Origin of the sequence: Mesorhizobium sp. M0195 (assembly GCF_040322115.1) — a bacterium.
Taxonomy (GTDB): domain Bacteria; phylum Pseudomonadota; class Alphaproteobacteria; order Rhizobiales; family Rhizobiaceae; genus Mesorhizobium.
In genome coordinates, this window is record NZ_JAMYSV010000004.1 from 456,095 (window position 1) to 482,557 (window position 26,463).

The 26,463-nt window shown below is 62.6% G+C and carries 25 protein-coding genes; 8 read left to right on the plus strand and 17 right to left on the minus strand.

Features of this window, described 5'->3' with window-relative positions:
* Positions 1-10 precede the first annotated feature (10 nt).
* The 4 genes from NKJ12_RS12695 to NKJ12_RS12710 form a co-directional block, all read right to left on the minus strand.
* Positions 11-2,200 carry an anthranilate synthase gene (locus NKJ12_RS12695; protein ID WP_352508984.1) on the minus strand — a complete coding sequence of 730 codons (2,190 nt, stop codon included), beginning with the start codon at positions 2,198-2,200 and terminating at the stop codon, positions 11-13.
* 224 nt (positions 2,201-2,424) lie between these two features.
* Positions 2,425-3,492 carry a M14 family metallopeptidase gene (locus NKJ12_RS12700; RefSeq protein ID WP_352508983.1) on the minus strand — a complete coding sequence of 356 codons (1,068 nt, stop codon included), beginning with the start codon at positions 3,490-3,492 and terminating at the stop codon, positions 2,425-2,427.
* Between the two features lie 131 nt (positions 3,493-3,623).
* Positions 3,624-5,000 carry an FAD-containing oxidoreductase gene (locus tag NKJ12_RS12705; RefSeq protein WP_352508982.1) on the minus strand — a complete coding sequence of 459 codons (1,377 nt, stop codon included), beginning with the start codon at positions 4,998-5,000 and terminating at the stop codon, positions 3,624-3,626.
* Entirely contained in the window at positions 4,997-5,458 is a 462-nt protein-coding gene (locus NKJ12_RS12710; RefSeq protein ID WP_352702948.1) for a DUF4126 domain-containing protein, read from the minus strand. Before NKJ12_RS12710 ends, NKJ12_RS12705 begins: the two co-directional genes overlap by 4 nt.
* A gap of 147 nt (positions 5,459-5,605) precedes the next feature.
* Here NKJ12_RS12710 and NKJ12_RS12715 point away from each other — a divergent pair, with 147 nt between their 5' ends.
* The gene (locus tag NKJ12_RS12715) at positions 5,606-6,163 is read left to right on the plus strand and encodes a sugar O-acetyltransferase (protein WP_352508980.1); all 558 of its coding nucleotides are present in this window, start codon (positions 5,606-5,608) and stop codon (positions 6,161-6,163) included.
* 58 nt (positions 6,164-6,221) lie between these two features.
* Here NKJ12_RS12715 and NKJ12_RS12720 read toward each other — a convergent pair whose 3' ends face one another.
* From NKJ12_RS12720 to NKJ12_RS12730, 3 genes are all read right to left on the minus strand, one after another.
* Entirely contained in the window at positions 6,222-6,731 is a 510-nt protein-coding gene (locus NKJ12_RS12720; RefSeq protein WP_352508979.1) for an RES family NAD+ phosphorylase, read from the minus strand.
* Positions 6,728-7,207, minus strand: coding sequence for a type II RES/Xre toxin-antitoxin system antitoxin (gene parS, locus NKJ12_RS12725; RefSeq protein WP_302896769.1), 480 nt, complete (start codon positions 7,205-7,207; stop codon positions 6,728-6,730). Before parS ends, NKJ12_RS12720 begins: the two co-directional genes overlap by 4 nt.
* Positions 7,208-7,387: 180 nt before the next feature.
* Positions 7,388-8,383: a helix-turn-helix domain-containing protein gene (locus NKJ12_RS12730; protein ID WP_352508978.1), complete on the minus strand. Its 996-nt coding sequence runs from the start codon at positions 8,381-8,383 to the stop codon at positions 7,388-7,390.
* A gap of 128 nt (positions 8,384-8,511) precedes the next feature.
* Here NKJ12_RS12730 and NKJ12_RS12735 point away from each other — a divergent pair, with 128 nt between their 5' ends.
* Positions 8,512-9,159, plus strand: coding sequence for a cysteine hydrolase family protein (locus tag NKJ12_RS12735; protein WP_352508977.1), 648 nt, complete (start codon positions 8,512-8,514; stop codon positions 9,157-9,159).
* A 72-nt stretch (positions 9,160-9,231) separates the two neighbouring features.
* Here NKJ12_RS12735 and NKJ12_RS12740 read toward each other — a convergent pair whose 3' ends face one another.
* The 8 genes from NKJ12_RS12740 to NKJ12_RS12775 form a co-directional block, all read right to left on the minus strand.
* Complete coding sequence (locus NKJ12_RS12740; RefSeq protein WP_352702951.1) at positions 9,232-10,911, minus strand: formate--tetrahydrofolate ligase; 1,680 nt, start codon at positions 10,909-10,911, stop codon at positions 9,232-9,234.
* Positions 10,912-11,217: 306 nt separating this feature from the next.
* The gene (locus NKJ12_RS12745; RefSeq protein WP_023679513.1) at positions 11,218-12,342 is read right to left on the minus strand and encodes a DUF2333 family protein; all 1,125 of its coding nucleotides are present in this window, start codon (positions 12,340-12,342) and stop codon (positions 11,218-11,220) included.
* 15 nt (positions 12,343-12,357) lie between these two features.
* The gene (locus tag NKJ12_RS12750) at positions 12,358-13,662 is read right to left on the minus strand and encodes a DUF6638 family protein (protein ID WP_254819151.1); all 1,305 of its coding nucleotides are present in this window, start codon (positions 13,660-13,662) and stop codon (positions 12,358-12,360) included.
* Positions 13,663-13,860: 198 nt separating this feature from the next.
* Entirely contained in the window at positions 13,861-15,771 is a 1,911-nt protein-coding gene (locus tag NKJ12_RS12755) for an AAA family ATPase (protein WP_352702953.1), read from the minus strand.
* 24 nt (positions 15,772-15,795) lie between these two features.
* Complete coding sequence (locus NKJ12_RS12760; protein ID WP_352509802.1) at positions 15,796-16,941, minus strand: hypothetical protein; 1,146 nt, start codon at positions 16,939-16,941, stop codon at positions 15,796-15,798.
* Between the two features lie 35 nt (positions 16,942-16,976).
* Complete coding sequence (locus NKJ12_RS12765) at positions 16,977-18,065, minus strand: hypothetical protein (RefSeq protein ID WP_352478015.1); 1,089 nt, start codon at positions 18,063-18,065, stop codon at positions 16,977-16,979.
* A 122-nt stretch (positions 18,066-18,187) separates the two neighbouring features.
* Positions 18,188-18,577, minus strand: a complete 390-nt coding sequence (locus NKJ12_RS12770) for a c-type cytochrome (RefSeq protein WP_352702956.1) — start codon at positions 18,575-18,577, stop codon at positions 18,188-18,190.
* 126 nt (positions 18,578-18,703) lie between these two features.
* Positions 18,704-19,315: a thymidine kinase gene (locus NKJ12_RS12775; RefSeq protein ID WP_352646628.1), complete on the minus strand. Its 612-nt coding sequence runs from the start codon at positions 19,313-19,315 to the stop codon at positions 18,704-18,706.
* Positions 19,316-19,552: 237 nt separating this feature from the next.
* Between NKJ12_RS12775 and NKJ12_RS12780 the strand changes: the two genes are divergently transcribed.
* From NKJ12_RS12780 to choV, 3 genes are all read left to right on the plus strand, one after another.
* Positions 19,553-20,488 carry a choline ABC transporter substrate-binding protein gene (locus tag NKJ12_RS12780; RefSeq protein ID WP_352646626.1) on the plus strand — a complete coding sequence of 312 codons (936 nt, stop codon included), beginning with the start codon at positions 19,553-19,555 and terminating at the stop codon, positions 20,486-20,488.
* Between the two features lie 118 nt (positions 20,489-20,606).
* Complete coding sequence (choW, locus tag NKJ12_RS12785) at positions 20,607-21,461, plus strand: choline ABC transporter permease subunit (protein ID WP_352646625.1); 855 nt, start codon at positions 20,607-20,609, stop codon at positions 21,459-21,461.
* A complete protein-coding gene (gene choV, locus NKJ12_RS12790) occupies positions 21,458-22,639 on the plus strand; it encodes a choline ABC transporter ATP-binding protein (RefSeq protein WP_352702958.1) in 1,182 nt (393 codons plus the stop codon). Before choW ends, choV begins: the two co-directional genes overlap by 4 nt.
* Positions 22,640-22,710: 71 nt before the next feature.
* Here the strand turns inward: choV and NKJ12_RS12795 are convergent, their stop codons facing one another.
* Together NKJ12_RS12795 and NKJ12_RS12800 are read right to left on the minus strand one after the other, a co-directional pair.
* A complete protein-coding gene (locus tag NKJ12_RS12795) occupies positions 22,711-24,120 on the minus strand; it encodes an ATP-binding protein (protein ID WP_352509806.1) in 1,410 nt (469 codons plus the stop codon).
* Positions 24,117-24,833, minus strand: coding sequence for a response regulator (locus NKJ12_RS12800; protein ID WP_352509808.1), 717 nt, complete (start codon positions 24,831-24,833; stop codon positions 24,117-24,119). The genes NKJ12_RS12795 and NKJ12_RS12800 overlap by 4 nt, the downstream gene beginning before the upstream one ends.
* Before the next feature lie 236 nt (positions 24,834-25,069).
* Between NKJ12_RS12800 and NKJ12_RS12805 the strand changes: the two genes are divergently transcribed.
* From NKJ12_RS12805 to clpS, 3 genes are all read left to right on the plus strand, one after another.
* Entirely contained in the window at positions 25,070-25,414 is a 345-nt protein-coding gene (locus NKJ12_RS12805; protein WP_292665026.1) for a hypothetical protein, read from the plus strand.
* A 36-nt stretch (positions 25,415-25,450) separates the two neighbouring features.
* Positions 25,451-25,666, plus strand: coding sequence for a hypothetical protein (locus NKJ12_RS12810; protein WP_352450529.1), 216 nt, complete (start codon positions 25,451-25,453; stop codon positions 25,664-25,666).
* Between the two features lie 257 nt (positions 25,667-25,923).
* On the plus strand, positions 25,924-26,229 hold the full coding sequence (clpS, locus tag NKJ12_RS12815) for an ATP-dependent Clp protease adapter ClpS (protein WP_023679498.1): 306 nt from the start codon (positions 25,924-25,926) through the stop codon (positions 26,227-26,229).
* The last annotated feature ends 234 nt before the right edge of the window (positions 26,230-26,463 follow it).

Here is a 26,463-nt window from a genome sequence, read left to right on the forward strand (position 1 = left end):
AGCCCTCGAACTAAGCGGCCTTTTCCTTGGCCTTGCGCGGCAGGTGCGCGACGATGTTCTCGATGATGCGCATGCCGGCATTGTGGCCGAGCGTCATGATCGATTCCGGGTGGAACTGCACTGCGGCGATCGGCTCCTTGCGGTGCTCGAAGGCCATGATGATGCCGTCCTCGGTCTCGGCGGTGACGACAAAACCATCGGGCAGCCGTACCGGATCGGCAAAGATCGAATGATAGCGGCCGACCGTCACCTCCTTGGGCAGGCCGGAGAAGATGATGCCCGGCTTCGACACGCGGATGCGCGACGGCTTGCCATGCATCGGGATGTGCAGTTGGCGCAGCTCGCCGCCATAGGCCTCGGCCAGCGCCTGCAGCCCGAGGCAGACGCCGAAGATCGGCAGGTCGCGCGCACGGGCCCGCTTGATGGTGGCGGCGCAGTCGAAGTCCTTCGGCGTGCCGGGGCCGGGCGAGAGCACGACCAGGTTTGGCTTCAGCCGGTCGAAGATCTCGTCCGGCACCGGTGTGCGCACCGTCGAGACATTGGCGCCGGTCTGGCGGAAATAGTTGGCGAGCGTATGGACGAAACTGTCCTCGTGGTCGACCAGCAGGATGTTGACGCCGTCGCCGACACGCGCGGTGCTGCGTTCGGTGCTGGCGGCATTGCCTGATTTGGCGTCGCGGATGGCGGAGAGCATGGCGGATGCCTTCAGTTCGGTTTCGGCTTCTTCTTCCTCGGGAATGCTGTCGAAGAGCAGCGTGGCGCCGGCGCGCACTTCGGCGATGCCATCCTTGATGCGGATGGTGCGAAGCGTCAGGCCGGTGTTCATGTCGCCGTTGAAATTGACCATGCCGATCGCTCCGCCATACCAGGCGCGCGGGCTCTTCTCGTTCTGCTCGATGAAGCGCATTGCCCATAATTTCGGCGCGCCGGTAACGGTGACGGCCCAGGCATGCGACAGAAAGGCGTCGAAGGCGTCCATGCCTTCGCGCAGCCGCCCCTCGATGTGGTCGACGGTGTGGATCAGGCGGGAGTACATCTCGATCTGGCGGCGGCCGATGACGCGCACCGAGCCCGGCTCGCAGACCCTCGACTTGTCGTTGCGGTCGACGTCCGAGCACATGGTGAGTTCGGATTCGTCCTTCTTCGAATTGAGCAGCTTCAGGATCTGCTCGCTGTCGGAGATGGCGTCGTCGCCGCGCTTGATGGTACCGGAGATCGGGCAGGTCTCGACGCGGCGGCCGTTGACGCGCACGAACATTTCCGGCGAGGCGCCGATCAGATATTCGCCCTCGCCGAGATTGATGAAGAAGGAATAGGGCGAAGGGTTGATGCTCTTCAGCTTGCGGGAAATCTCGGAGGGCTGGGTTTCGCAGCGTTCGTAGAACATCTGCCCCGGCACCACTTCGAACAGGTCGCCACGCTCAAAGCTCTTCATCGCCTTGCGCACCAGCTTGGCATATTCGCCGGGCTCGTGGTCGCCGCGCGGCGGGATGCGGTCGGCGGTCCTGAACGGCTCGACGATTTCGTCGCGCGGCAGGCCTTCGGTCGAGAAGCCATCGCCGGAATAGTCGTAGCGGTCGGTCCAGGCCTTGGTCGAATAGTGGTCGACGACGAGGATCTCGTCGGGCAGGAACAGCACGAGATCGCGCTGGCTTGGCTTGCGCTCGAGCTTGTAGTCGACCGGATCGAACTGGAAGGCGAGGTCGTAGCCGAAGGCGCCGTAGAGGCCGAGATTGGCATCTTCCTCGGTCTTGAACAAGGCGGTGATGGCACGCAGCACCGTGAAGACGGAGGGAACGCGGCTGCGTTCCTCCTCGGTGAAGACACGGCCGGGCTTGGCAACTTTGAGGCGGACGAGTTTGTTCGACGTCTCGGCGATCGTGACATCGTCAAGGCCGGCAAGCACCGTGCCGATCACCGGCAAAAGCACCTCGCCGCGGCGGTTCAGCGCCTCGATGCGCATGGCGCGGCCGCGTGCCGAGATCACCACCGGCGGATCGATGATGGCGGTGTCCCAGCGCGTATAGCGGCCGGGATATTCGTAATTCGAGGAAAACACGGCGCCGCGGCGCGAATTCAGCCCGTCGACATAGCCATCGATCGCTCCCTCATAGGGCCGATCATGGCGCTGGCGGGTAATCGCCACGCCGCCCGCAGTGACGAAGCGCTCGGCTCCATTCTCCAGAATTTTCGTCGTCATTGCCGTCTCCATCAGCGTCTTTGGGCAACGGACCCGGGAATGGCTTGAAAAAACAAATGGCCGCCCGGACATTCCGCTGCGGCCACCCTCTATTGTCACGCGAACGCGTTCGAACAGGCCGCTGTCAGCGAGCCCACCACCAAATGGTCTTGATCGAACGCATGTTCATGGCGATTCCCATAGCGGCGATTGGTCGGCCGCGCAACTGGATTCAAATGAAGGCTTCAATCCTCCAGCGTCCCGGACCTTGCATCGGCGCTCTTCCTGTCGCCGACCAGCTTCAAGAGGTCTTCGCCGGCGCGGATGATGCGGCGGGAACGCCGCGTCAGGATGAGGCCCGCCTGCGGCGCCAACACTTCCGTGCGGCCGTCGGGCTCGCCGGGCGCGTGGACGATGGTGGCAAGGCGCGCACCCTTGGTGACGCGGTCGCCCGGCTTCACGTCGTAGAGGATCGCGCCCGAGCGGGGCGCCGGCATCATCTCGGCGTTTTCGAGCGGCGCGACAATACCGGTAAAACAACTGGGCCCGACGAAGCTGCCAGGCGCGGGCAGCGCCTGATCCTGGATGACGCCACGCGCCACCAGCAGCCGGTAGAGCCCTTCGGCATCGGCGACGGCCAGGGCGCCGTCGACATCGAGTATGCCGCGATATTCGACCGTGGTGGCGACACGCCGGTCCAGGCGCGCCACGTCGGCTGGAGCGTTCTGATACGGCATGATCGAGGCGCCTTCGAAGGTGCCGTCGGGATCTTCGTGCCACAGCATCACCGCATCGACGCCCATGGCCGCTGCACAATCCGCCATGGCCGGCCACAGGCTGGTGTGGACATAAAGATAGGCGAGGCCCTCATCGTCGCAATGCAGGTCGAGCACAATGTCGTGGCCGATGGAGAGCTGCAGCAGCCGCGTTTTCAGCCGCTGGTCGACCGTGCCGTGCGTCGGCAGCAGGGCGACGTCGGGCGCGGCGAGCCGCGGAAAGCCGCGATTGAAATTGGTGCGCGTGCCCAGATGAAAGCGGCCCTGATGGTCGCCGTAAAGATATTGCGCGCGGCCTATCGGATTGGCCCAGGGCACGATGGTCATATTGCCGGTGATGCGGCCTTCGGCTTCCGCCTTGCTGAGCATCGGCATTAGCGTGTCGATAGCGACGACGCCCGGCAATTCGCCGGCATGAAGTGCCGCCTGCAGATAGGCGGAAGGCGCCGTCTTGTCCGACCCGGCGAAGCGGAAGAAGGGGAATTCGTAGGAAACGCCTTCGCTGTCGCCGGCGATGCGTTCGATGGACTTCTGCATGCTGTCCTCCGTCAAGAGTTCGGAAGACATGCCCGTCGCCGGCGCGCTTGTCGATTGGTCCAGCCAGCGGCGCTATGGGCGCAATGAGCCTACTCGGCGGGATGCGCGAGGGGTCGCGCGATACGCCCGGTTCACACCAGCGGCTTGAGTTCCTGGGCGATGGTCGGCAGAAGCTCCGAGACGTTCGGGTGGATGTGGACGGCGCGCGCCAGCGTGCTGACCGGCGCCTTGGCATACATCAGGTCGAGCACGCAGTGCACCGCCTCGTCGCCGCCCGGGCCGAGCACCGAACAGCCGAGGATCTCCCTGGTGTCGGCATCGACCAGGATCTTCATGAAGCCTTGCGTCTCACCTTTTTCGACTGCACGGCTGACGCGGGTCATTGGTCGCTGGCCGACCAGGGCGCGGCGGCCGGATTTCCTTACCGCTGTCTCGGTCATGCCGCAGCGGCCGAGTGGTGGGTCGATGTAGAGCGCATAGGCCTCGATGCGGTCGCTGACCTTGCGCGGATCGTTGTCGAGCAGGTTGGCGGCGACGATCTCGTAATCGTTGTACGAGGTGTGGGTGAAGGCGCCCTTGCCGTTGCAGTCGCCCATCGCCCAGATGCCGGGCACGCTGGTGCGCAACTGGTCGTCGACGACGATGAAGCCGCGTTTGTCGACCTCGACGCCGGCTTTGTCGAGGCCGAGATCGTCGGTGTTTGGCGTGCGGCCGAGCGCCAGCAGAACATGCGAGCCGACCGCAGCCGCCTTGCCTGGCGAGAAGGTCACGGCGATTTCGTTGCCTCGCCTGGCGAAGCGGATGTCGTCGGCGCCGAGATGGACGGCAATGGCTTCGTTTTCGAGGATCGACAAAATGGCGTCCGAGACGTCCTCGTCCTCGCGGCCGATCAGCCGCGGGCTTTTTTCGATGACCGTGACTTCGGAACCGAAGCGGCGGAACATCTGCGCGAATTCGAGCGAGACATAGCTGCCGCCGACGACGATGAGATGGCGCGGCAGCTCGTCGAGATCCATCATCGACGAGTTGGTCAGGTAAGAAATGCCGTCGATGCCGGGCAGGTCGGGCACCGAGGCGCGCCCGCCGGTGTTGAGGAATATCTTTTCGGCGCTCAGCAGATCGTCGCCGACGCGCACCGTGTTGGCGCTTACGAAGCGCGCATGGCCGCGATAGAGCGTGCATTTGTCCATGCCGGCAATCCAGCCTTCGAGATTGCCGCGGGCGTCGTTGGAGACCTTGTCCTTGCGCGCTTTGATTGCCTTGTAGTTTACGCCGACGGGACCGGAGAGCGTCACCCCGTAATCCGCGGCGGAGCGGGCGAGATGCGCGGCATAGGCGCTTGCCACCATCGTCTTGGTCGGCGTGCAGCCGGTGTTGACGCAAGTGCCGCCGACCAGCTTTCGCTCGATCAGCGCCACGCTCATGCCGGCCGCATTCAGCCGGCCGGCGAGCGGCGGGCCGGCCTGCCCGGCACCGACGATGATGGCATCGAATGTCTTTGCCGTCATGCCGCCGCCGCCACGATCAGAAGCCCGCCGGCGATCGCCACCGCGTCCTCGATGAAGGCGGCGGGCGGGTCCTTGCCGAAGCCGGTGGCCAGGCGCTTGCGCGCCTCGGCGCCGCCCAGCGTGCCGATCACCGCGCCGATGGCGCCGGCGATCAGGCCGCCGATGATGGCGCCGCCGGTGGCGCCGATCACCGCGCCGGTGAAAGCGCCCAGGACGATGCGCGTGCCGAATTGCTGCGGCACCTTGCGGCTCGGCGTCGATGGCAGCTGGTCGGTGACCAGTTCGGCGATGGCCAGGATGGTGAAGATGCCGACGGCGATCCAGTGGCCCATGAAGCTCGCCCAGGTGCCGGCGACCGGTAACCAGCCAAGCCAGGCGCCCCAGGCGACCGCGGCGGGCGCAGTCATGGCGCGAAGCCCGGCAACGACGCCAATCAGGAGTGCAAGAATGTACAGCATGATCGATCCCCTCGATGGCCGGCTTGGGACAGGTCCGAGAGAGCAAGCTACCATAGGTCGGGTATTTGACCAGAGGTGGTGTCGCCGCCGGCGCTTCCGTATTTTCACCACTTGTGCTTTGGCAAAGTTGAAACTGGAGTTGCGGCCATGACGGCGAGCGAACGCACGAAAATGGCGGCGGGCGAGTGGTATTGCTGCCTCGATCCGGAACTGGAGGCGCTGCGCATTACGTCGCGCGACGCGGTGTTCGAGCACAACAGCCTACCACCGCGGCAGCGTGGCGATATCGGGCCTGGATTGCGGACGCTGCTCGGCGCTGCGGGCGAGGGCGCCCGGATCGAAGCGCGGTTCCACTGTGCCTATGGCTTCAACATCTTTCTCGGCGACCGCGTCTTCCTCAATGCCGGCTGCACCATCCTCGACACGGCGCCAGTCCGCATCGGCAAGGGAACGCTGCTCGGCCCTAATGTGCAGATCTATTGCGCCGAGCACCACAGAGAGACTGCTGGGCGGCAGGCAGGGCTGGAAATCGCCAGGCCCGTCGAGATCGGCGACAATGCCTGGATCGGCGGCAGTGCCATCATCCTCGGCGGGGTCAGGATAGGCGACGGCGCCATCGTCGGCGCCGGTGCCGTGGTGACGCGCGACGTGGCGGCGAACACCACGGTGGTTGGTAATCCGGCACGGATAATCAGCAACAGCTGAGCACCGTGCTTCTGTCGCCGGTCATGTCGTCGTTTTGATGGACATGGGGGCGGCTGTGTCACTTGGCCGGAGGTGGATGCAACCGTGTGTCGAGCGCAAACGCCTCCTGCGTCTTCATGGCGTATGCCCCTCTGGCGAGGCTCGCGTCGAAGATCAGGTTCCAGCTATGCTGCGATACGGCGCTCGGAATCACAACAAACCGGTGCCGTTGCAGAAGATCGTCGCCAAACGCCTGTTGTCCGGAGCTCGGGATGCCCGGGCGCAACCAATTGGGGTTGGGCACGGCGGCGGGGTCGACGATATGCACATCCGCGACATCGCTGACGATCGCTGCCGTCATGACATGCGCAATCGTGTCGAGCACCCTGAAGCCCTTATGGACCGCAACTTCGAGGATCGCAGTCGACGGATCGATCGAGCAGTAGACGGCGCGCACGCCCTTGCTGTTCCAGCGTCCGCCCACCCTGTATGCGCCCTCGCCACTATCCCATGTAGGCGCAAACGCGGCTTGATCGAGGCGCCATCCGATGAGGTCGGAGCCACCGAGCGCCGCCGGCAGCGGCGTCATGCATAAACGCCATATTCAAGCCGTTCCAGATAGTCTTCTACAAGCTCGATCCCCGCCGGTGTCGCCAGAAGGTCGATTGGACGACGCTGGTCGAGCCCAATCGCCGGGCGCTCCAGCCATTGCTCTGCCTCCACCTGCGAACCGAACACGTCGGTCGCTTTCGACAGGATCTCCGCGAACTTCCAGGTTCGTCCGCTCTGGTCCTGACTGAGAGGCTTGGAAGGAGCATCCTTGCGGCGCTGGTAGGTGCGCAGGCTCATGCCGACGGCCTTCTCCAGCGAATCAGTCTTCTGGATGAAGACGAGTTGCCCGATAAGATGGTCCAGCGCTGAAGCCGGCAGGCCGTGCAGAAGCAACTCGTGGGCATCCAGAGCGCTGCTGAGGCGCCTTGCCAGAATGCGGCTGCCGCCTAGCAATTTCGCCACCTTCTGAAGTTCATTGTTTTTTGCTGCTGGCGCAGCCTTTTCCAATGCCATCGCTACGGCGAGCCCTCTTCGCGTCATCTGTCGCTTTAATATATGACAGATGACGCAGAGCCTTTCAAGCACGACAGGCTCGAGAGCAGGGCAATCGCTTAGAGAAAAAGATAGCCTGCTCGGGCCAGATGGCAGTCCAACGTTGGCACTGAAGCGATTGCCCTGGAATCGAGCGCAAGCCTAATTTCGCCTCGGCATGTGCGCCACGCGCTCCGCCTGAGCACTCTTCGAGAATTCGCGCCGGTACTGCGCCGGCGAGGTTCTGAGCCGCGCCGCGAAATGCTGGCGCAGCGAGGTGGCGCTGCCGAAACCGGCCTCGAAGGCAACCGTGTCCATCGATTTTTCCGTTGCCTCCAGCAGCCGCTGCGCCAGCTGGACGCGCTGTTCGGTCAGCCAGTCACCGAAACTGGTGCCGATCGTTTTCTGGAAACGGCGCGTGAACGTCCGGCGGGTAAGGCCGGCGAGACCGGCAACGCTGTCCAGACTGTGCGGCTCACCCAGGGTTTTGCGCACCGCTTCGAGAGCCTGGGTGAAGCGGTCCGCATTGCCGGTCCTGGCGATGGGACGTTCGATGAATTGAGCCTGCCCGCCCTGCCTATGCGGAGAAAGCACGATCTGCCGGGCCAGGCGAAGTGCCGCCTCCGCGCCGTAACGAGCCCGTACGACGTGCAGGCAGCAGTCGAGCCCGGCGGCGACGCCGGCGGATGTCACGACATCGCCATTGTCGATGTAGAGCACTTCCGGTTCGACGAGAATGTCGGGATAGAGTTCCTGCAGCTGATCCGCGTAGGCCCAGTGCGTCGCCGCTCGCCGCCCCGAAAGCAGTCCGGTCGCCGCAACAGCGAACGTTCCCAAGCACAGTCCGACGATCAGCGCGCCGCGCTCGTGCGCGCCAAGCAACGCGTCGATCAATGCGGCTGGAGGCGAGCTCCCGAGATCCTTCCAGCTTGGCACGATGATGATGTCGGCGTCATCGAGCGCGGAAAGCCCGTGCGGGACGCTGATGGTCAGCCCGGCATCGGTGCGGATCGGCCCGTCCTCAATCGCGCAGACCCGGAAGTCGAAGCGCGGCAGGCCGAGCTCCGTGCGATCCGCGCCGAACACGAGACACGGCACGGAGAGATGAAACGGGCTGATGCCATCGAAGGCGATGGCGGCAACGGCAGGATCGGTCATGGGAGCTCCAGCAACGGGCGAGGCCGATTGTCCCAATTCTTTCGAATAATGTCAATTGGGACACTTTTTGCGATCCGGCGCCGAGCTTATCGTCCACCCATTAATTTCAAACAGGAAAGGAAAACCCCATGTCGCAACCAGCCACAGGCAAAGCTCCACGCCGCGCCCTCATCGTCATCGATGTTCAAAACGACTATGACGGCGGCAACCTCGCCATCCAGCATCCGCCCTTCCGCGACAGCGTCGTCAATGTGGCGCGAGCGATGGACGCGGCCACCGAGGCAGGCGTCAAGGTGGTGGTCATCAAACAGTTGGCGCCGGAAACCTCACCGGTCTTCGCCAAGGGCAGCCATGGCGCCGAGTTGCACCCGGAAATCGCCAGGCGAAACCGTGACCACTATGTCGAAAAACACCTGCCAAGCGCCTTCACCGGCACCGACCTCGAGGCGTGGCTGCGCGCCAACTCTATCGATACGATCACGGTCATCGGCTACATGACGCATAATTGCGACCTGTCGACGGTCATCCACGCCGTGCATATGGGCTTCGAGGTGGAGTTCCTATCGGACGCAACGGGGTCATTGCCCTACGCCAACAGCGCCGGCTACGCGTCGGGGGAGGAAATCCATCGCGTCATGACGATCGTCCTGCAATCGCGCTTCGCGGCCGTTCTCAAAACCGCCGAATGGATCGAGTGCCTGAAGACCGGCGTGGTACCCCAGCACGACACACCCTATGCCTCCAACCAGCGCGCGCTGGCGCGGAGCGCAGCGTAGGAGACCATTGCGGACAGGCAGAAGGGCGCCGCAGCGTTGCGGCGCCCTTTGCCGTACGAGCACTGATTATCCCTAAAACAGGCCTTCGATCTGGCCGATTTCGTTCAGGAAGATCTTTTCCGACGATGGCGCTTTGGGCAGACCGGGCATGGTCATGACCTCGCCGCAGATGATGACGACGAAGCCTGCGCCGGCAGACAGCCTGACCTCGCGCACCGGTACGGTGTGGCCGGTCGGCGCGCCGCGCAGATTCGGATCGGTGGAGAAGGAATATTGCGTCTTGGCCATGCAGACCGGCAAATGACCGTAGCCGGCGTGCTCCCAGGCGTGGAGTTGGTCGCGCACCGATTTGTCGGCGATCGCTTCGGAACCGCGATAGATGCGCTGGACGATGGTGTTGATCTTCTCGAAGAGCGGCATGGCGTCGGGATAGAGCGGGGCGAATTGCGACGCGCCGGATTCGGCCAACGCCACGACTCTTTTGGCCAGTTCCTCGATGCCGGCCGATCCCTGAGCCCAGTGCTTGCACAGGATCGCCTCTTCGCCCATCGAGGCGACGTAGTCCTTCATCGCCTGGATCTCGGCCTCGGTGTCGGAGTAGAAATGGTTGATGGCGACCACAGCCGGCACACCGAACTGGCGGATGTTCTCGATGTGGCGGCCGAGATTCGCACATCCCTTCCTGACCGCCTCGACGTTCTCCTTGCCGAGGTCCTCCTTCTTGACGCCGCCATTCATCTTCATGGCGCGAACCGTGGCGACGATCACCGCCGCTGCCGGCCTCAGGCCGGCCTTGCGGCATTTGATGTCGAAGAACTTTTCGGCACCGAGATCGGCGCCAAAACCGGCTTCGGTGACGACGTAATCGGCTAGCTTCAGCGCCGTCGTCGTGGCAACGACGGAGTTGCAGCCATGCGCGATGTTGGCGAAGGGGCCGCCATGGACGAAAGCCGGGTTGTTCTCCAGCGTCTGCACGAGATTGGGCTGCATGGCGTCCTTCAAGAGTACGGCCATGGCGCCGTCGGCCTTGAGGTCGCGCGCATAGACGGCCGACTTGTCGCGACGATAGGCGACGATGATGTCGCCGAGGCGCTTTTCCAGGTCCTTCAGGTCGGTCGACAGGCACAGGATGGCCATGACTTCCGAGGCGACTGTGATGTCGAAACCGGCCTCGCGCGGGAAACCGTTGGCGACGCCGCCGAGCGAACAGATGATCTCGCGCAGCGACCGGTCGTTCATGTCCATGACGCGGCGCCAGACGACACGGCGGGTGTCGATGCCGAGCTCGTTGCCCCAATAGATGTGGTTGTCGATCAGCGCCGACAGCAAGTTATGGGCAGTGGTGATGGCATGGAAATCGCCGGTGAAGTGGAGGTTCATGTCCTCCATCGGCACGACCTGCGCGTAGCCGCCGCCGGCGGCACCGCCCTTGACGCCGAAATTCGGTCCGAGCGAAGCCTCGCGGATGCACACGATGGCCTTCTTGCCGAGGCGGTTGAGGCCATCGCCCAAGCCCACCGTCGTCGTCGTCTTGCCTTCGCCGGCCGGTGTCGGGTTGATGGCGGTGACGAGGATCAGCTTGCCGTCCTTGTTGCCCTTCACCGATTTGATGAACTCGGCCGAGATCTTCGCCTTGTCGTGGCCGTAGGGCAGAAGATGTTCGCTCGGAATGCCGATCTTCTGGCCGATCTCCTGGATCTGCTTCTTCCTGGCGCCGCGCGCGATCTCGATGTCGGACTTCACTTCGGCCATGACGGCTTCCCTCTGGATTGGACGGATTTGACTAGTGTGGTCGCAAGAACAGCCCGGCATTGCAGGCGCGAGCATGTTCTACCCCTGTCGCTGCCGCGGCGTCAACTTTCATGCAACTATGTTTCCTGCGAAGAAAATACCTCTGCCGCCGGCCGCTCTGCTACAGGTTCTTTTTGCGCCGGTTGCAGCGCCGTATAGAAGCCAGAGCAGGGGCGGTTCCGCCGTCTCAAAACAGCCGCCTAATACGCGAAAAGCGACAGAAGCAACGGCGCAAATTCACCAGCGCCGGCTGTGCGGGACGATCCGCTACTGCGTCAGCACGTTGCTGATCTCGACCATGTTCGAGCGCACCCTGAGTATGTAAAAACCCATCGTCGTCAGATGTGTCGGCAACAGCCAGCCGTCCTCGCGGCCATTGGCGATGATGAAGGGCTGGATGCGCAGCGCCGAGACGAATTGCGCGTCCATCGTATCCCACAGGTTCTGCAGGTGCTTTTCCTTGATGACGTCCTCGAAGTCGGCCTGTGCGCCCTTCATCAGCCCGTAATAGGCATAGAGCTGGCCATAGGCGAACCAGAAGCGGTCGTCGGCGCGCGTGTCGAACCAGCCATTATTGTGGTTTTCGGCACGCTCCTTGAGGATCGCCGAGGTCGAACCGATATCGGACGAGATGCGGTCGATATACTGCTTGAGATTGTCGGCGCGGGCATCGAACGTCGCCTGGCAGGCTGCGAGGCGGGCGTTGAAGGAGCGCAGCTTGCGCACCGCGTCGCGATAGTAGCTCGGCGTTGGCGTCTTGGGGCCGAACGGGTTCAGGCCGAAATACCAGGTTTCCTCATCGAACTGCAGATTGCCGCGGGCGTCCTGCAGGTCGGCGTCGATCTGCGAGGTGGTGCGGACGCGGCCGAGATTATCGGCAAGCTCGGTCGCCGTACGCCGCACCGCCTGGTTGATGCCGCGCTGGAACGAAGCCTTGTTGTCCATGAACGGCGTGTGGTCCCAGTCGATGCCGAACAGGCCGAGCTTGTAGAGGATCATCGACGACACCCAGGCATTCTGGTTGACGTTGAAGTCGGTCAGGTCGGCAGCAACCTGGGCAATGGCTGAATTTCCGCAGGTCTTGGCCGTGTCGGTGCCGGCGCCGGCGGAAACCTGTTCACCGGCGGAGCTGTTGCGTTTTTCGAAAGTGTATTTGTCGACGTAATTCGGGTCGAAATTGTTCCACCACTGCGTGGCATAGAAGAAATTGACATAGAGGCCGATCAGCACGAGCACAGCCAGGCCGAGCACCGCCTTCAGGATCCAGCCGCGTTGCGTGTACCAGCGCCCCGCCCACAGGAACGGCCACAGAATCGCGCCGATGAGCAGGCCGATGCCGCGGCCAATCCACTGGAAAATCCGGGTGAAGAAATTCACGATCGGATCAAGCATGGCGATGTCACCCCCTCAGTCAGTCAAGCCGTAGAGGCGTGTGCGAAACGCCACCTTGTCCTTCAAATATGTGGTTTTCAGAACGTCCACAACATGCGATCGCCAGGCGTCGCTGAAGCCGTCATAATCCCTGTAGAAGCCCGGCTTGTTGAAGACGTAACGCGAGACGAAGTCCTGCGGCACGAAGTCCGAGATCAGCTGGTTGGTCAGCCAGGCGTCGGGATGGTCCGGCTTGGCGCGGATGACCAGGAAGCGCTGCTGCGGGAACACATCCTCGATCTTGAGATGGCCGAGCTGGGCGATCTCGCGCTTGGCGGCGTTGAGGAAGGGAAAATTGCCGTCCCTGGTGATCAGATCGGCATGGCCGTGGATCCAGGTCTGCAGCCAGACCTTGTCGACATCGGTCAGATTGCGGTCGGGCTCGGCGTCGCGGATCAGTGCGCGCACCACCATTTCGGCGCGATGCTCGAGATAGCCGGAGGTTTCGATCCATGAGGCGCGCGGCAGCTCGATGCGGCCGGTCGAGGCGAGGAACTTGAACACCTTGTCGGCATCGTGGATCGAAAGGTAACTCACCTGCCACGGCCGCGAGCGGCGGAAACCGGGCGCTGCCGGGTCGCTGATCACCGTCGTCACGTCGGGATCGACGAACACATAGAGCCCGCCGAAATGGCTGGTCCAATAGGCATTGTGACGGAAGATCACCTGGTCCGGCACCAGCGCATTCTCGCGGATGTCGCCGCAGATCTTCGCCAGCTCGACCATGTGGGCCAGCATGGCGTTGTCGCGCCAGGCATCCGGCTCCTGCTTCAGCCGGTCGACCAGCTTGCCGAGTTCGGCGGCCTTACCGAGCACATCCTCGGCCGAGAGCACCTTGAATTCGACCTGGTTGATCGACAGCAGGTCCTCGATATCGTCGACCTTGGGGACCGAATCCTCGATCTCGCCGTAGATGACGTCCTTGATCGTCAGCGCATCGATGGCGCGCTGGTTCTTCGACATGAATTCGTACATCAGCAGCGAGGTGTTGGAGAATGCCGTGTGCACCACCGGCAGGTCGATCTGCGACGGCGTCAGGATGATGAAGCGGCGGTTGACCTCGTTCGGATCGAGGTAGCTGTAGTCGCCGCATTCCTCGGCGACCTGCGGCGAGAAGCCGGTGCGATCGATCTCGAAGCTTTTCAACTTGGTCGGCTTCAAGCCGAACGCGATCATCGCCTTGTTATAGCGCTGGATGAGATGCGGCTCGTCGATCGTCAGCAGCCGGCCGTAGATCAGCTCGTTGTCGCGCAACAGATCGGGCTTCTTGGCGGGACTCATGCTTTCTTCTTCCCGTTCACGGGGAGAAGGTGTCCGAACGGCGGATGAGGAGCGCGAACGCTCCTTCTTCCCTTGTGGGAGAAGGTGGCCGAGCGAAGCTCGGTCGGATGAGGCGTGTTCCAGCTTGACGAATACCCCTCATCCGTCGCCTTCGGCGACACCTTCTCCCACAAGGGGAGAAGGGGGCGTCGGCGCATCTCACGCATTCCACAGCCCCTTCTTCTTCATCTCCTCGATCTCGCGGACGGCACGCTCCCGCAGCCGAGTATCGCGGATCATCTTGCTCACCGCGGCATCGTCGGACTTGTCGGAATAACGGAATTCGGAATCCGCATAGCGATTGATCTCCTGCATGACCATGTCCATCGAGAATGGCCCGCGCAGTTCCTCGATCATGGCTTTCTTGTCGTCGTAACCCTTGTGCATGAAGGCTTCCGGCTTTTCGAACCACTCGTCGGGCAATTCGATGTCCATGGCACGCATCTTGATCGCGTCGGTGACGTTCTTGATGGCGCGGCCGGTAAAGCGCGGCTCGGCATCCTTGATCATGTGCAGATAAGTGCCGATGTCGGCCATCGTCTTCGGTGCGCCGTTCTCCTTCATATAGCGCTCGTAGACCTTCATCAGCCCGTCTTCCTGCGGCTTTTCATGTTCCTCATAGGCCTCCATCACCGCGCGCTGGATTTCCTGGGCAGCGTAGAGCTTGTGCTCGCCGAGCGGGATCTTGTGGTTCTTGCCGGCGAGCAGAACGAAGATGTCGATGTAGTCGTCGCGGCTCTGCGGGCCATCGACCAGCCAGCGCGCGCCGGCGCGCTGGCGCAATGCGTCGTCGACGTTCTCGGGATAGTTGGAAAACATGCCGAACGAGCAATTGCCGCGCACCACGGTGCCGGCACCCCCGAACGCGTCCATCAGGACGCCGGTGATTTCCTGCTGGCCGGCCGAGGCGCGATCGTCGGAGCGGCGTGCGGCGACCTGGTCGATATCGTCGATAGTGCCGAAGCCGATGACGCGCGGGTTCAGCACATTGTTGATGAACTGACGGCAGTTCTGGCCGGACTTGCCCTGGTAGGAGGAGATCTGGTCGACGCCGAAATTCTCGTAGGCGAAGGGATAGCCGGCGACCTGGCAGTAGCCGTTGAGAAGGCCGGCGATCATCTGGATCAGCGTCGTCTTGCCGGTGCCGGGCGCGCCGTCACCGATGAAGGTGAACAGGAAGCCGCCGAGTTCGACGAATGGGTTCAGCTCGCGCTCGAAGTCGTAGGCCATCAGCATCTTGGCGAGCTTGACCGACTGGTATTTGGCGATGTGGTTGCCGACGACCTCTTCCGGCTTCTTGAAGGTCATGACCAACGGTTTTGCCCGCTTGCCCGGCGCGACGTCGAAACCATCGAGCGTGAAATCGTCGACGTCGATGCGGATATGCGCGTTCTCGAACGGGCCGATGCCGTCGAAGCGGCCTTTTCGCGCCAAAAGCCCATCGATGGCAATACGGGCAAAGGCGCGCGCCCGGGTCATCAGGTCGGCGTCGTCCTTCGCGCCTGATATCGCCCTGTCGAGGCCGGCCACGATCGATTTCACCGCATCCTGGGGCGTGTCGAACAGAAAGTCCGGCTCGGGCGTGTCGTTCGGCGCCTCGCCGTCGCTATCGATCAGCTGGAACAGATAGGAGGCGAAGCTGAAGGCGGAAATATAGGCCGAAGCCGACAGCAGCTTTTTGAATGTGGCGGCCTCGTCGCCTTCGAGCGGCGCGCGGGCGTTTTTCGCCTGCAGGCTTTCGAGGTCAGAGCCTTCGGCGAAGACATCGGATATTGCCAACGCAATGGCCAGCCCACGCCGGGCGCGAAACAGCAGCGTGTGCTGCGGGATGGTCAGCAGCTGGTCGTCGGGATGGACGGCAGCGACGGTTTTGGCGAACTCGACCTCGCGCGTGCGGCGAACCGAGCCCATCGAAACGGTCGAGACGAAGCGGCGGTTGGTGCCGGCAAGCGCGGTACCGGATTCGCGCGATGGGTCCTCCAGCACGACGATGCGGGTGATGAAACTTTGCGCAGTGGCGCGGTGCTTTTCGATTGCCGCTTCCGGGATGGTGGTCAGACCGGTGTCCATGGAGGATACTCCGCGATTTGATGGTCAGACGTCGCTGATGACCTGCCCTTTGGACAGGATATGGACCTTGTAGCCCGAAAAGATCTTCTGCGCCTCGCCGGCGGCGTAAAGCGACTGATAGGCCTCATGCGGAATCAGCGCGTGGTTCTCGTAGCTCGACACGCCCTGGCGTGCGGCCTCGAGATCGTCGGTGTTGATGAAGAATTCCTGCGTCGTCTTCTCGCTCGAAAACAGCCCCTTGCGGCCGGGCTTCTCGGCCTTGGAAAAGACCTCCTGGATAGTCCAGGTCAGCAGCCAGGCGTTTTCCGGCTTGCGCACTTTGGCCAGCACTTCGTTCACCGTCGAATTGTTGTCGGTAATGCCGGCAGAATAGAACGGGCCGAGCACGACGCGGCGCAGCTGCTTGGGATGCAGCGTCTCGAAATCCTTGTCGAGGTTGACCGCGATCGTCGCCGGCGACAGCGTGTAGGCGGAATTCTTCTCGGTGAAATCGTCGAAACGGTGGGCGAGTTCGGGATTGAGCAAGCCGTCGACCGGCAGCGGAATGTCGACCCTCTCATTAAGCTTGCCGCTGCTATCGACCAGCTGCCGGATCATGTCGTCGGAGGAATCCTCGACCGTCGCCATGTAGACCAGCGGCAGGTTGGCGCTGCCGTCGAAGCAGGCCCAGTGGACCAGATAATAGGGCCGCAGCGTCTTCGGGTTGACCGAAACCTTGGCCGTCTGGGCGAGCGTGAACGGGCCGAAGGTGGTCCCGCTCTTGACGTCTTCGAGGTAAAGCCGCTCGGCCATCGACTTCTGCAACGCTTCGGGAAATTCCTTGTGGCGCAGAATGAAGTCGGCCATTTCCTCGCGCAGCTCGCTGGCCGAAGGGATGACGGCGAGACGGCTGTCGGCCTGGAGGCGGTCGTTTTCCAGTTCGAGCAGGTTCTGGAAAACCGGAAAACCGCTTTCGGCGCGCGAGATGCGGAACGTCTCGGTGAAACCCAGCCGGTTGCGCCAGCACGAGAACGACTTTTCGAGCCGCGCAATATATTCGGCGACGACCTTGGCGACGATGCCGTGCCGATAGAGCGGCGAGCGATCGTCGCGCATGAACACTTCGAGGCCGCCAAGTGCAGCCGCGATCGCCGAGAAATAGCGCGCCGCGGCTTCGTTTTCGGGGGTCATGCTGCCAGCCCTTGGGAGCAGTGCACGTGCAGCAATTACGACTGCACGTAATTTGCCGAATTGTGCTTCTTCATCACATCGTCGAAGCGGCGGGCGAAGGCGTCGTCGGCGAGCTTCTTGCGGCGCTGGATGTCGGCGGTGGCGACCATGTTCTTCTCGTGCATTTCAAGCAGATCGCCGATGTGCTTTTGCGAGGCGGCACCAATGCCGGCCATGGTCTCCTCGGCGGTGTTGTCGACCTGGCTGCCCAGCGTGTTGATCTTATGGGCGACATCCTGCTGGGCGGCGGTCTTCAGCGAATCTTCCAGGGCCTTGTACAGCACGATGCGCTGCTCGGTATCGATGGTCAGCTTGTTGATCAGCGTCGATTGCGCCGCGATCTGATTGTTGAGCGAATCGACGAAGGTCTGGAACATCGAGGTGTAGCGCTCCAGCGTCTGGCTCTCGGCCAGCAATTCCTGCTCCTTGGCCTGCTTTTCGTTGTATTCCGTGGCCAGTTTCGAGCGTTCGCCTTCAAGCTGCGTGCGCTCCTTCTGGCTGGTCGAGGCGGCGATCTTGTTCTCGATGTCGAGCAGCATCGGGTTGAGTTCCTCGATGCGCTTCTGCACGGTCTCGAGATTGGACATGGTTGTCTTGCGGCGCTCGATCACCTGCGACAGGCTGGCCTCGGAGGTCTTGTAGCGCGTGTCGAGAACCTGCTTCTGCGCCTTGAGGATGCCGACGATGGTGTCGGATTTCGCCAACAGCTCCTGCAAATTGCCGGCCAGCGACATGTTGCGGACGCGGTCGGTGCGCATGCGCTGTTTGCGCTGGCTGGAGAAGACGCCGACGAAATTCTCCCAGCCGGTGTAGTTCTTCATGCTCTCGAATTCGGCGCCGAAGACGTTGGTGGCGTCCTCCAGGCCGATGATCAGGTCGGCGATATTGCCTTCCATCACCTTCTGCTGCTTCAGCACGTCCTCGATGCGGGCATTCTCGATGTCGAAATTGGCGTCGCCGATCTTCTTGTCGGCGGTGGCGAGCGTGTCGAGCACGCTACCGGACTGCTCGATCTTGGTGCGCATGTCCTCTACGACCTGCTTGGTCTTGGCAATCTCGGCATCGAAATTCTGCAATGTCGCCATTGGGGCCTCCCGCTTCGGCATCGGTTTTCGTGTCGCGAACCGCCGTGACTATATGTGCCGGGTTTGGCGAATGAAAGACGGAAGACGGGCGACACCAGGAAACGAGGCAACTGGGGTCACGCTCAGGGCTTGGGATCAGCCTTGAGGTAGGCGATGACATTGGCGATGTCCTCGTCGCTGGTCAGGCCGGAGAAGGCCATTTTATTGCCGGGGACCTTCTGCCGCGGCGCGCGCAGGTATTCGGCAAGGCTTATTTCGTCCCAGACCAGGCCGGCGGCGCCGGCGTCCTTCATCCCCTGCGAGTAGCGGCTGAGATAACTGTCCGCGGTGCCGGCGGTGCGTCCGACGACACCCAGCAGATGCGGGCCGACCTTGTCGCGTTCGCTCGTTGCCTCGTGACAGGCCATGCATCTGTTGAAGACCTTCTTGCCGAGAGCGGCATCGCCGTCGGCATGCGCGGCAAGAGCTCCGACGATGAGGAAAGCAGTTGCAGACGAAATGGCTCGAAGCATGGGAACTCCCCGACGGCTCTGGCTGAGAGGTTTTGAAAATAGGAAGCAAGCCTTAACAAGCGCCGCACGATGACGCGATCGCGGAACGAATGTCGGCTGGGCGGACGGATGGACGCAACGCGCTGGTCAGGTTTTGATGAAGCCGATGAAATCGTCGGGCATGGCGCGGCCCATTTCCTCTTCCCAATGGCGGCGGCAGAGTGAGACATAGACGTCCTTGCCGATCGCCACCTGTTCACCCTGTTTCGCCACCTTGCCGTCGGCCCCTAGGCGTACCACCATCGTCGCCTTGCGGCCGCAACGGCAGATGGTGCGCACCTCGCGCAGCTCGTCTGATATCGCCAGCAGGGCGCGCGAGCCGGAAAACAGCTTGCCCTGGAAATCGGTGCGCAGGCCATAGCACATGACCGGAATGTTCAGCCGGTCGGCGATGCGGGCGAGTTGCCAGACCTGATCCTCTTCGAGGAACTGCGCCTCGTCGACAAAGACGCAATGCACCGTGGCGTGGTCATGATGCTCGGCGACCCGGGCAAACAGATCGTCGCCGTCGCGGAACAACTCGGCCTCCGTCTCCAAGCCGATACGCGACGAGATCAGCCCGGTATCGCCCTTGCGGTAGTGGCCGGCGATGAACAGCATCGTCGTCATGCCACGCTCGCGGTAATTGTACGAGGCCTGCAACAGCATCGTCGTCTTGCCGGCATTCATCGTCGCATAATGGAAGTACAGCTTGGCCATGCCGTCCTTTTAAGCCGAGTTGCAACAAAGCGGGGAGGGGGAGCGCCTACATTCCACCGGGAAAAGACGACTTCCATCCGTAAAGCGGCGGGCGTGTCGCCGATCGGCCAGCCTGCGCCGTTGTTCGTGATTGCCTTAGTGCTTGAAACCGCAGCAGAATGGTGTTTGGCTGACGGAACAAAGGTGGAAATAAAACCGCCACTTCGCTTCACCGAGAACTGAAATGGGAGAATTTCTATGTCGCGCATGAGTTCATTCGTCGCCGGTCTCGGCCTGGCGGCTTTTCTATCCACGACTGGGGCCTTCGCCGGTGATGCGGAAAGCTGCAAGACGGTGCGGCTGTCCGATGTCGGCTGGACCGACATCCAGGCGACTACCGGCGTCGCCTCGGTGCTGCTCACGGCGCTCGGTTACGAGCCGCAGGTGATCCAGCTTTCGGTGCCGGTGACCTATGCGTCGCTGAAGAACAAAGACCTCGACGTGTTCCTCGGAAACTGGATGCCGTCGATGACCAACGACATCAAGGACTATACCGCCGAAGGCTCGGTCGAGACCGTCAGCGAAAATCTCAGCGGTGCCGGCTATGGCATCGTCGTTCCGACCTATGTCGCCGATGCCGGTGTCAAGACGCTAACCGATCTCGGCAAGTTCAAGGACAAGTTCGACGGCAAGATCTATGGTATTGAGGCCGGCAATGACGGCAACCGCATTATCCTCGATATGATCAAGGATCCGAAGACCAATCTCGAAGGCTTCGAACTGGTCGAGTCTTCCGAGGCCGGCATGCTCACCCAGGCCGAGCAGTCGATGAAGAACAATGAATGGATCGCCTTCCTCGGCTGGACGCCGCATCCGGTGATGGGCGCCATGAAGATCACCTATCTCGAGGGGATGGGCGACAGCGGCTTCGGCGCCGCCACCGTGCATACCAATGTGCGCAAGGGCTACATGAGCGAATGCCCGAACGCCGGCAAGTTCATCGCCAATCTGAAGTTCAACCTGGACATGGAAGGCGAGATGATGGACGCGATCCTGAAGGGCGCCGACGCCAATACCGCCGCGACCGACTGGCTGAAGAAACACCCTGACGCGATCACCCCCTGGATCGCCGGCGTCACCACCTTCGACGGCGGCGATGCGGCGGCTGGGGTGAAAACGGCGCTCGGAAGCTGACCCGACCATCTGGCATGACGAGACAAGGGGCAGCCACGGTAGAAATGGCTGCTCTTTTTCATATCCTGTGACAAGATGACCGTGCGGCGAAGGACGGCGCCGGCAGAAGAGGGGCTAGATGGATCCGATCTCCAAATTCCTGGTCAGTTACAAGATTCCCATCGGGGCATGGGGGAAGGCGTTTTTCGGCTTTCTCACCGACAATTTCGACACCATCTTCAGGGCTTTTTCCAACACCCTCAACTTCCTGCTCGACGGCATCGTCGACGGGCTGCTGTTGCTGCCGCCGGTTCTGCTGATCGCGCTGATCGCTCTGCTCGCCTATTTCCTGCAGCGCTCGAAAGGCCTGGCTTTGGCGGTATTCATTGGATTGCTGTTCATCCTCAACCAGAACCTGTGGAAGCAGACGGTGGAGACGCTGGTGCTGGTGGTCGCCGCCGCCGCCGTGTCGATGGCCATCGGCGTGCCGCTCGGCATCTGGGCCGCGCACAAGCCGAAGGTGTATCGCGTCATGCTGCCGGTGCTCGACCTGATGCAGACGCTACCGACCTTCGTCTACCTGATCCCGGTGCTGACCCTGTTCGGCCTCGGCAATGCGCCCGGCCTCATCGTCACCATCATCTTCGTCATTCCGACCTCGGTTCGGCTCACCCATCTCGGCGTCACCTCGGTGCCGAAATCGATCGTCGAGGCGGGCGAGGCGTTCGGCGCCACCAAACGCCAGCTGCTGTGGAAGGTCGAGCTGCCTTCGGCGCTGCCGACCATCATGGCCGGCTTGACCCAGTCGATTATGCTGTCGCTGTCGATGGTGGTGTTCGCCGCCCTTATCGGCGCCGGCGGCCTCGGCACCGAGATCAACCGCGCGCTCGGTTCGCGCCGGATCGACCTAGGGCTTGAGGCAGGGCTGGCCATCGTCGTGCTTGCCATCGTGCTCGACCGAATGACGCGCATCGGCGTGGGAGGCAAGAAATGACCGTCGCCGTCGATTTCAGAAATGTCGACATCGTCTTCGGCGCCGACCAGGCAGGCTCGCTGGCGCTGATCGACAGCGGCGCCACCCGCGCCGAGATCCTCGAACAGACCGGCAACGTACTGGGCTGCGCCGGCGCCAGCCTCACCGTGAACGAGGGCGAGATCTCGGTGCTGATGGGGCTTTCCGGCTCCGGCAAATCGACGCTGCTCAGGGCCGTCAACCGGCTGAACGTGGTCTCGCGCGGCCAGGTGCTGGTCAAGGACGGCGACGGCACGGTCGACGTCATGACCTGCGACGAGGCGACGCTTCGGCGGTTGCGGCAGAAACAGGTGGCAATGGTGTTTCAGCAGTTCGGCCTGCTGCCGTGGCGCACAGTGGAGGAAAATGTCGGCCTCGGCCTCGAGCTCGCCGGCGTGCCTGAAGCCGAGCGCAAGGAGCGGGTGACCAAACAGCTGAAGCTGGTTCATCTCGACCAGTGGTCGAAGAAATACGCGCATGAGCTTTCCGGCGGCATGCAGCAGCGCGTCGGCCTGGCGCGCGCCTTCGCCACCGAGGCGCCGATCCTGCTGATGGACGAGCCGTTCTCGGCACTCGACCCGCTGATCCGGACCAAGCTGCAGGACGAGCTGCTGCAGCTTCAGGCCGAGCTGAAGAAGACCATCATCTTCGTCAGCCACGACCTCGAGGAGGCGCTGAAGATCGGCACCCACATCACTATCATGGAGGGCGGGCGCATCGTGCAGACCGGTGCGCCGGAAGACATCGTGTTGCGGCCCGCCAACGACTATGTCCGCGACTTCATCGCCAATGTGAACCCGCTCTCGGTGTTGACCGCGTGGAACGTCATGCGCGACCGCCGCGACCTCGAACATGGCGAGAACGGCTGGGTGTGGCTCGACCGGCGCAAGACGACGCGCTTCAAGATCGACGAGCATGGGCTGGTGGCGGCGGCCGAGCGCGACGGCAAGCCGGCGGTATGGGTGTCCTGCGCCGATGTCGAGGCACAGCCGGAGGAGACGGCGCAGGTGTTCTGGGCCAATCCCGGCACCTCGCTGAAGACCGTGATGCTGGCCATGCATCGCTCGCAGACCGCACCGGTGGCGCTGTTCGACGACCAGTCGCGCTTCGTCGGCGCCATCGGCGTCAGGGATGTGCTGAGCGCGGTGCTGCGAAGATAATTTTTCTCCTTGGCGAGAACCGAGACCAAACGCCGGCGCGAAGGAACGCCGGCTTAGCCCGATACCGCAAGCTAAACCGCCAGCGGCAATCTCAGTTCCGTCAACAGGCCGCCATCGGGGTGATTGGACAGGATGACCTCGCCGCCGGCGCCGCGGGCGATGTTGCGGGCGATGGTCAGGCCGAGGCCGAGGCCGCCGGTCTGACGGTTGCGCGACTGTTCCAGGCGCACGAACGAGCCGAACACGGCGTCGAGCTCGGCTTGCGGTATGCCCGGCCCTTCGTCATGGATCGCCAGCGTGATTGTCTTGCCTGATTGACGCAGGCTGAGATGCGCCCTCTTGCCATAGGTCACCGCGTTCTGGACGAGGTTGGTGACGCAGCGCCGCAGCGCGACCGGCCGCGCCATGCAGATCAAGCCGCGCGAGCGCCCGTCTTCATTCTCGAAGGAGACCTCGTCGAAGCCGTCGGCGATCGATTCTACCAGCGACCAGAAATCGATCCTCTCGCTCTTCTCCTCGGTCACCTCGAAAGTGGCGAAGTCGATGACCGAGCTGGCAATGCCTTCGATGTCGGCGAGGTCGTGCGCCAGTGCGGCGCGCACGGACGAATTCCTCAGCAGTTCGAGGCGCAGCCGCATCCTGGTCAGCGGCGTGCGCAGGTCGTGCGCCAGTGCGGCCGCAAGATGCTCGCGGTCCTCGACGTAGGCGCGCAGTCTCGCCTGCATGGCATTGACCGCCTTTGCCGCGGTACGCACCTCGCGGCTGCCGCTCTCGGCGATCGGCGGGCTCTTCAGGTCCTCGCCGATCCGCTTCACCGCGGTCTCCATCATCCTGTAGGGCGCCGTCAGCCGGCGCAGCGACCAGATCGAGGAAGCCACCACCAGCCCGGCGATTAAGGCATAGAGCGGCAGGCTATCGAAGCTCAGTATCGGCCCGGCCGGCGTGTTCGGTTCGGTGAAGTTCAGCCACTGGCCGTCGGCAAAGCGAAGCGAAGCCGTCAGCTTGTCGCTCTGGGCGAAATCGGCCGCCAGCACCAGCAGGTCGCGCTCGACCTGGCCGATATCGGGACCGGCGACCGTCCCACCGGGAGCGTCCGCTTCGTGCGTTGCCGGGTCGCGGCGGACCCGTGCATCGGTGATCCCGAACTTCGACAGCCGGCCGACCAATATGTCTTCCAGTTCGGCCAGCTCGTCGTCGCCCGCTATCGACGAGGTGACGGCGGGCGTGTCGGAGACGGTGAGCGCATAGGTGGCATTGAACAGCCCGGAGGCCGTCGCCTTGCGCTGTTCTGGGGTGGCATCATGCATCAGCTGCACCAGCGAGAAGGCGCGGTCGTTCAGCCGATAGAGATCGACGACGTCATTGGCGGCCGCACGGTCGCGCGAAACGATGTAAAGGGTCGCGATCTGGCTGATCAGCAGGCCGGCGATGACGATGAGCAGCACCCAGACCGGCAGCGTTTGCGGCAGGATGCGTCTCATTCGGAGGTCGTCTCAGGCAGGAACTGGTAGCCGCCGCTGCGCACGGTCAGGATCAGCTTCGGCGTTTTCGGGTCGTCCTCCATCTTGCGCCGCAGCCGGCTGACCAGAATGTCGACGCTGCGGTCGAAGCTGTAGCCGCTGTCGCCGCCGGACAGCTCGATCAGCTGCTCGCGGCTCAGTACGCGCTGCGCGCTCTTGACGAAGGTCTGCAGGAGATTGAATTCGGCCATCGTCAGCTCGATCCTGACGTCGCCGGGCGCCATTAGCCGGCGGCGCGAACAGTCCATCGTCCAACCGGCGAAATGGTAGATCTGCCGCGAGGCGGCGCGTCGCGGCTCGGCGGCGCCATTGCGTCTCAAGACGGCACGAATGCGTGCGAGCAGCTCGCGCGGATCGAAGGGTTTCGGCACGTAGTCGTCCGCGCCCATCTCCAGCCCAACCACGCGGTCGGTTGTCTCGGTAACCGCGGTCAGCATGATGATCGGCGTCGAATAATTGGCGCGCAACTCGCGGCAGAGCTCCAGCCCGCTCTTGCCGGGCAGCATGACGTCCAGGACGATCAGGTCGACCTGGGCGCGGCGCAGGACGGTCTCCATCTCGGTGCCGTCGGCGGCGACAGATGTATGCAGCCCTCGCCTCTGGAAGAATTCCTGAAGCAGGTCGCGAATGCCCTTGTCGTCGTCGACGATCAGTATGTGGGGGTCGGATTTCACAGGAAACCTGTCATTTGTGGATCGCCCAAGCGGTGCTTCGGCCGTCAGCCAGACGATAGAATTCAGGCCATAAGTTGGCCAGTGAAGATCGGCGGCCCGATCCGGGCTGCCCAGAAACAATCCAGAAACAAAATTCTACAATCCGGAAAAACTGCCGAAAAAAATCAAGGTCATAAGTGGTGCCGTGGCGGTCAGGTCATCGGCTGCGACACGCGTTACGGGATACGGATAGATCAATGCAAAGGTTCTCGATCAGTCTGATGGGTGCGTTGCTTTCCATTTCGCTCGTCACGGCCGCGGTTGAACAAGCCGATGCAAAACTGGCCGATGCAAAGGTGGCCAATGCAAAGGCGGCCGATGCAAAGGTGGCGACCACCCGCAGCGAGCGTTGCATCGATCTGAACCGCCAGTTTGACGAAGCCCTCGAAACCCATGCCGCGGCAACGCAGGTCACCGCGGCGAAAGCACTTCAAAGAAAGGGAAACCGGTTCTGCGCCAACAAGAAACAGGCACAGGGAATCCGGATGCTCGCGAACGCCTTGAAGCTGCTTGGAGTGACACCGATCGATCCCGTTCAGTGACACTCAATCCGATCTGCACAAAAAGGAAGTGAAGCCATGAAAAAGTCTCTCCTCTCCGCCCTCGGTCTCGCCATCGCGCTGGCCGTCTCGATGCCGGTTCTCGGCGCCAGCAGCGCCAATGCCGCGACCACCACCCCGGCTGCGACGACAACGACGACCGCTGCGCCGGCCAAGGCCGTGAAGAAGGTCGCTGCCAAGAAGACCGTCAAGAAGCACAAGAAGCACGCGGTCAAGGCAGCTCCGAAGGCCTGATCAAGCGACATCTTTCTACCCTATGAGAAGACCGCTCCAGTTGCGATTTGCCTGGAGCGGTCGTCTTTTTTGTTGCGTGCAGACAATACGGGCAGTCCCGGCCCACACCCCCCGTTGAACGCCAGACGGCAGTTCCCACATAGGCACGGATTTTTGAACTGCGTCCGCCGGGAAGCCGCTCGCGCGCGGTTGAATGGACGACCGCTTTTGCCCATGTCAAAATGACCGCAAAGCCGTCGTACTCAATTGCCGGTCCAATGCCTGAAATCACGACAAAACCCCGTACCAGCACGAAGCCGAAAGTCGAACGGCCGAAGCTCTACAAGGTTATCCTGGTCAATGACGATTTCACGCCGCGCGAGTTCGTCGTGACTGTGCTGAAGGCCGAGTTCAAGCTCAGCGAAGACCAGGCGCATAGGATAATGATCACTGCGCACCGGCGCGGCGTCTGCGTCGTCGCCGTCTTCACCAGGGATGTCGCCGAGACCAAGGCGGCGCGGGCAACCGATGCCGGCAAGGCCAAGGGTTATCCGCTGATGTTCACGACGGAGCCGGAGGAGTAGGGCTCCTTTTCCCTTCTCCCCTTGCGGGAGAAGGTGGCCGAGCGAAGCTCGGTCGGATGAGGGGTGTTCCAGGGAACGCCGACGCCTCATTTCTTCCGGCACCCCTCATCCGTCTTGGCGCTTCGCGCCAATCCACCTTCTCCCACAAGGGGCCTGTTGCGTAATTCGCTGATTGTGATTCTCTGAGACGAAGCTCGGAGGGAATCGCGATGGCAGTGAAGCAGATGGGCCAGT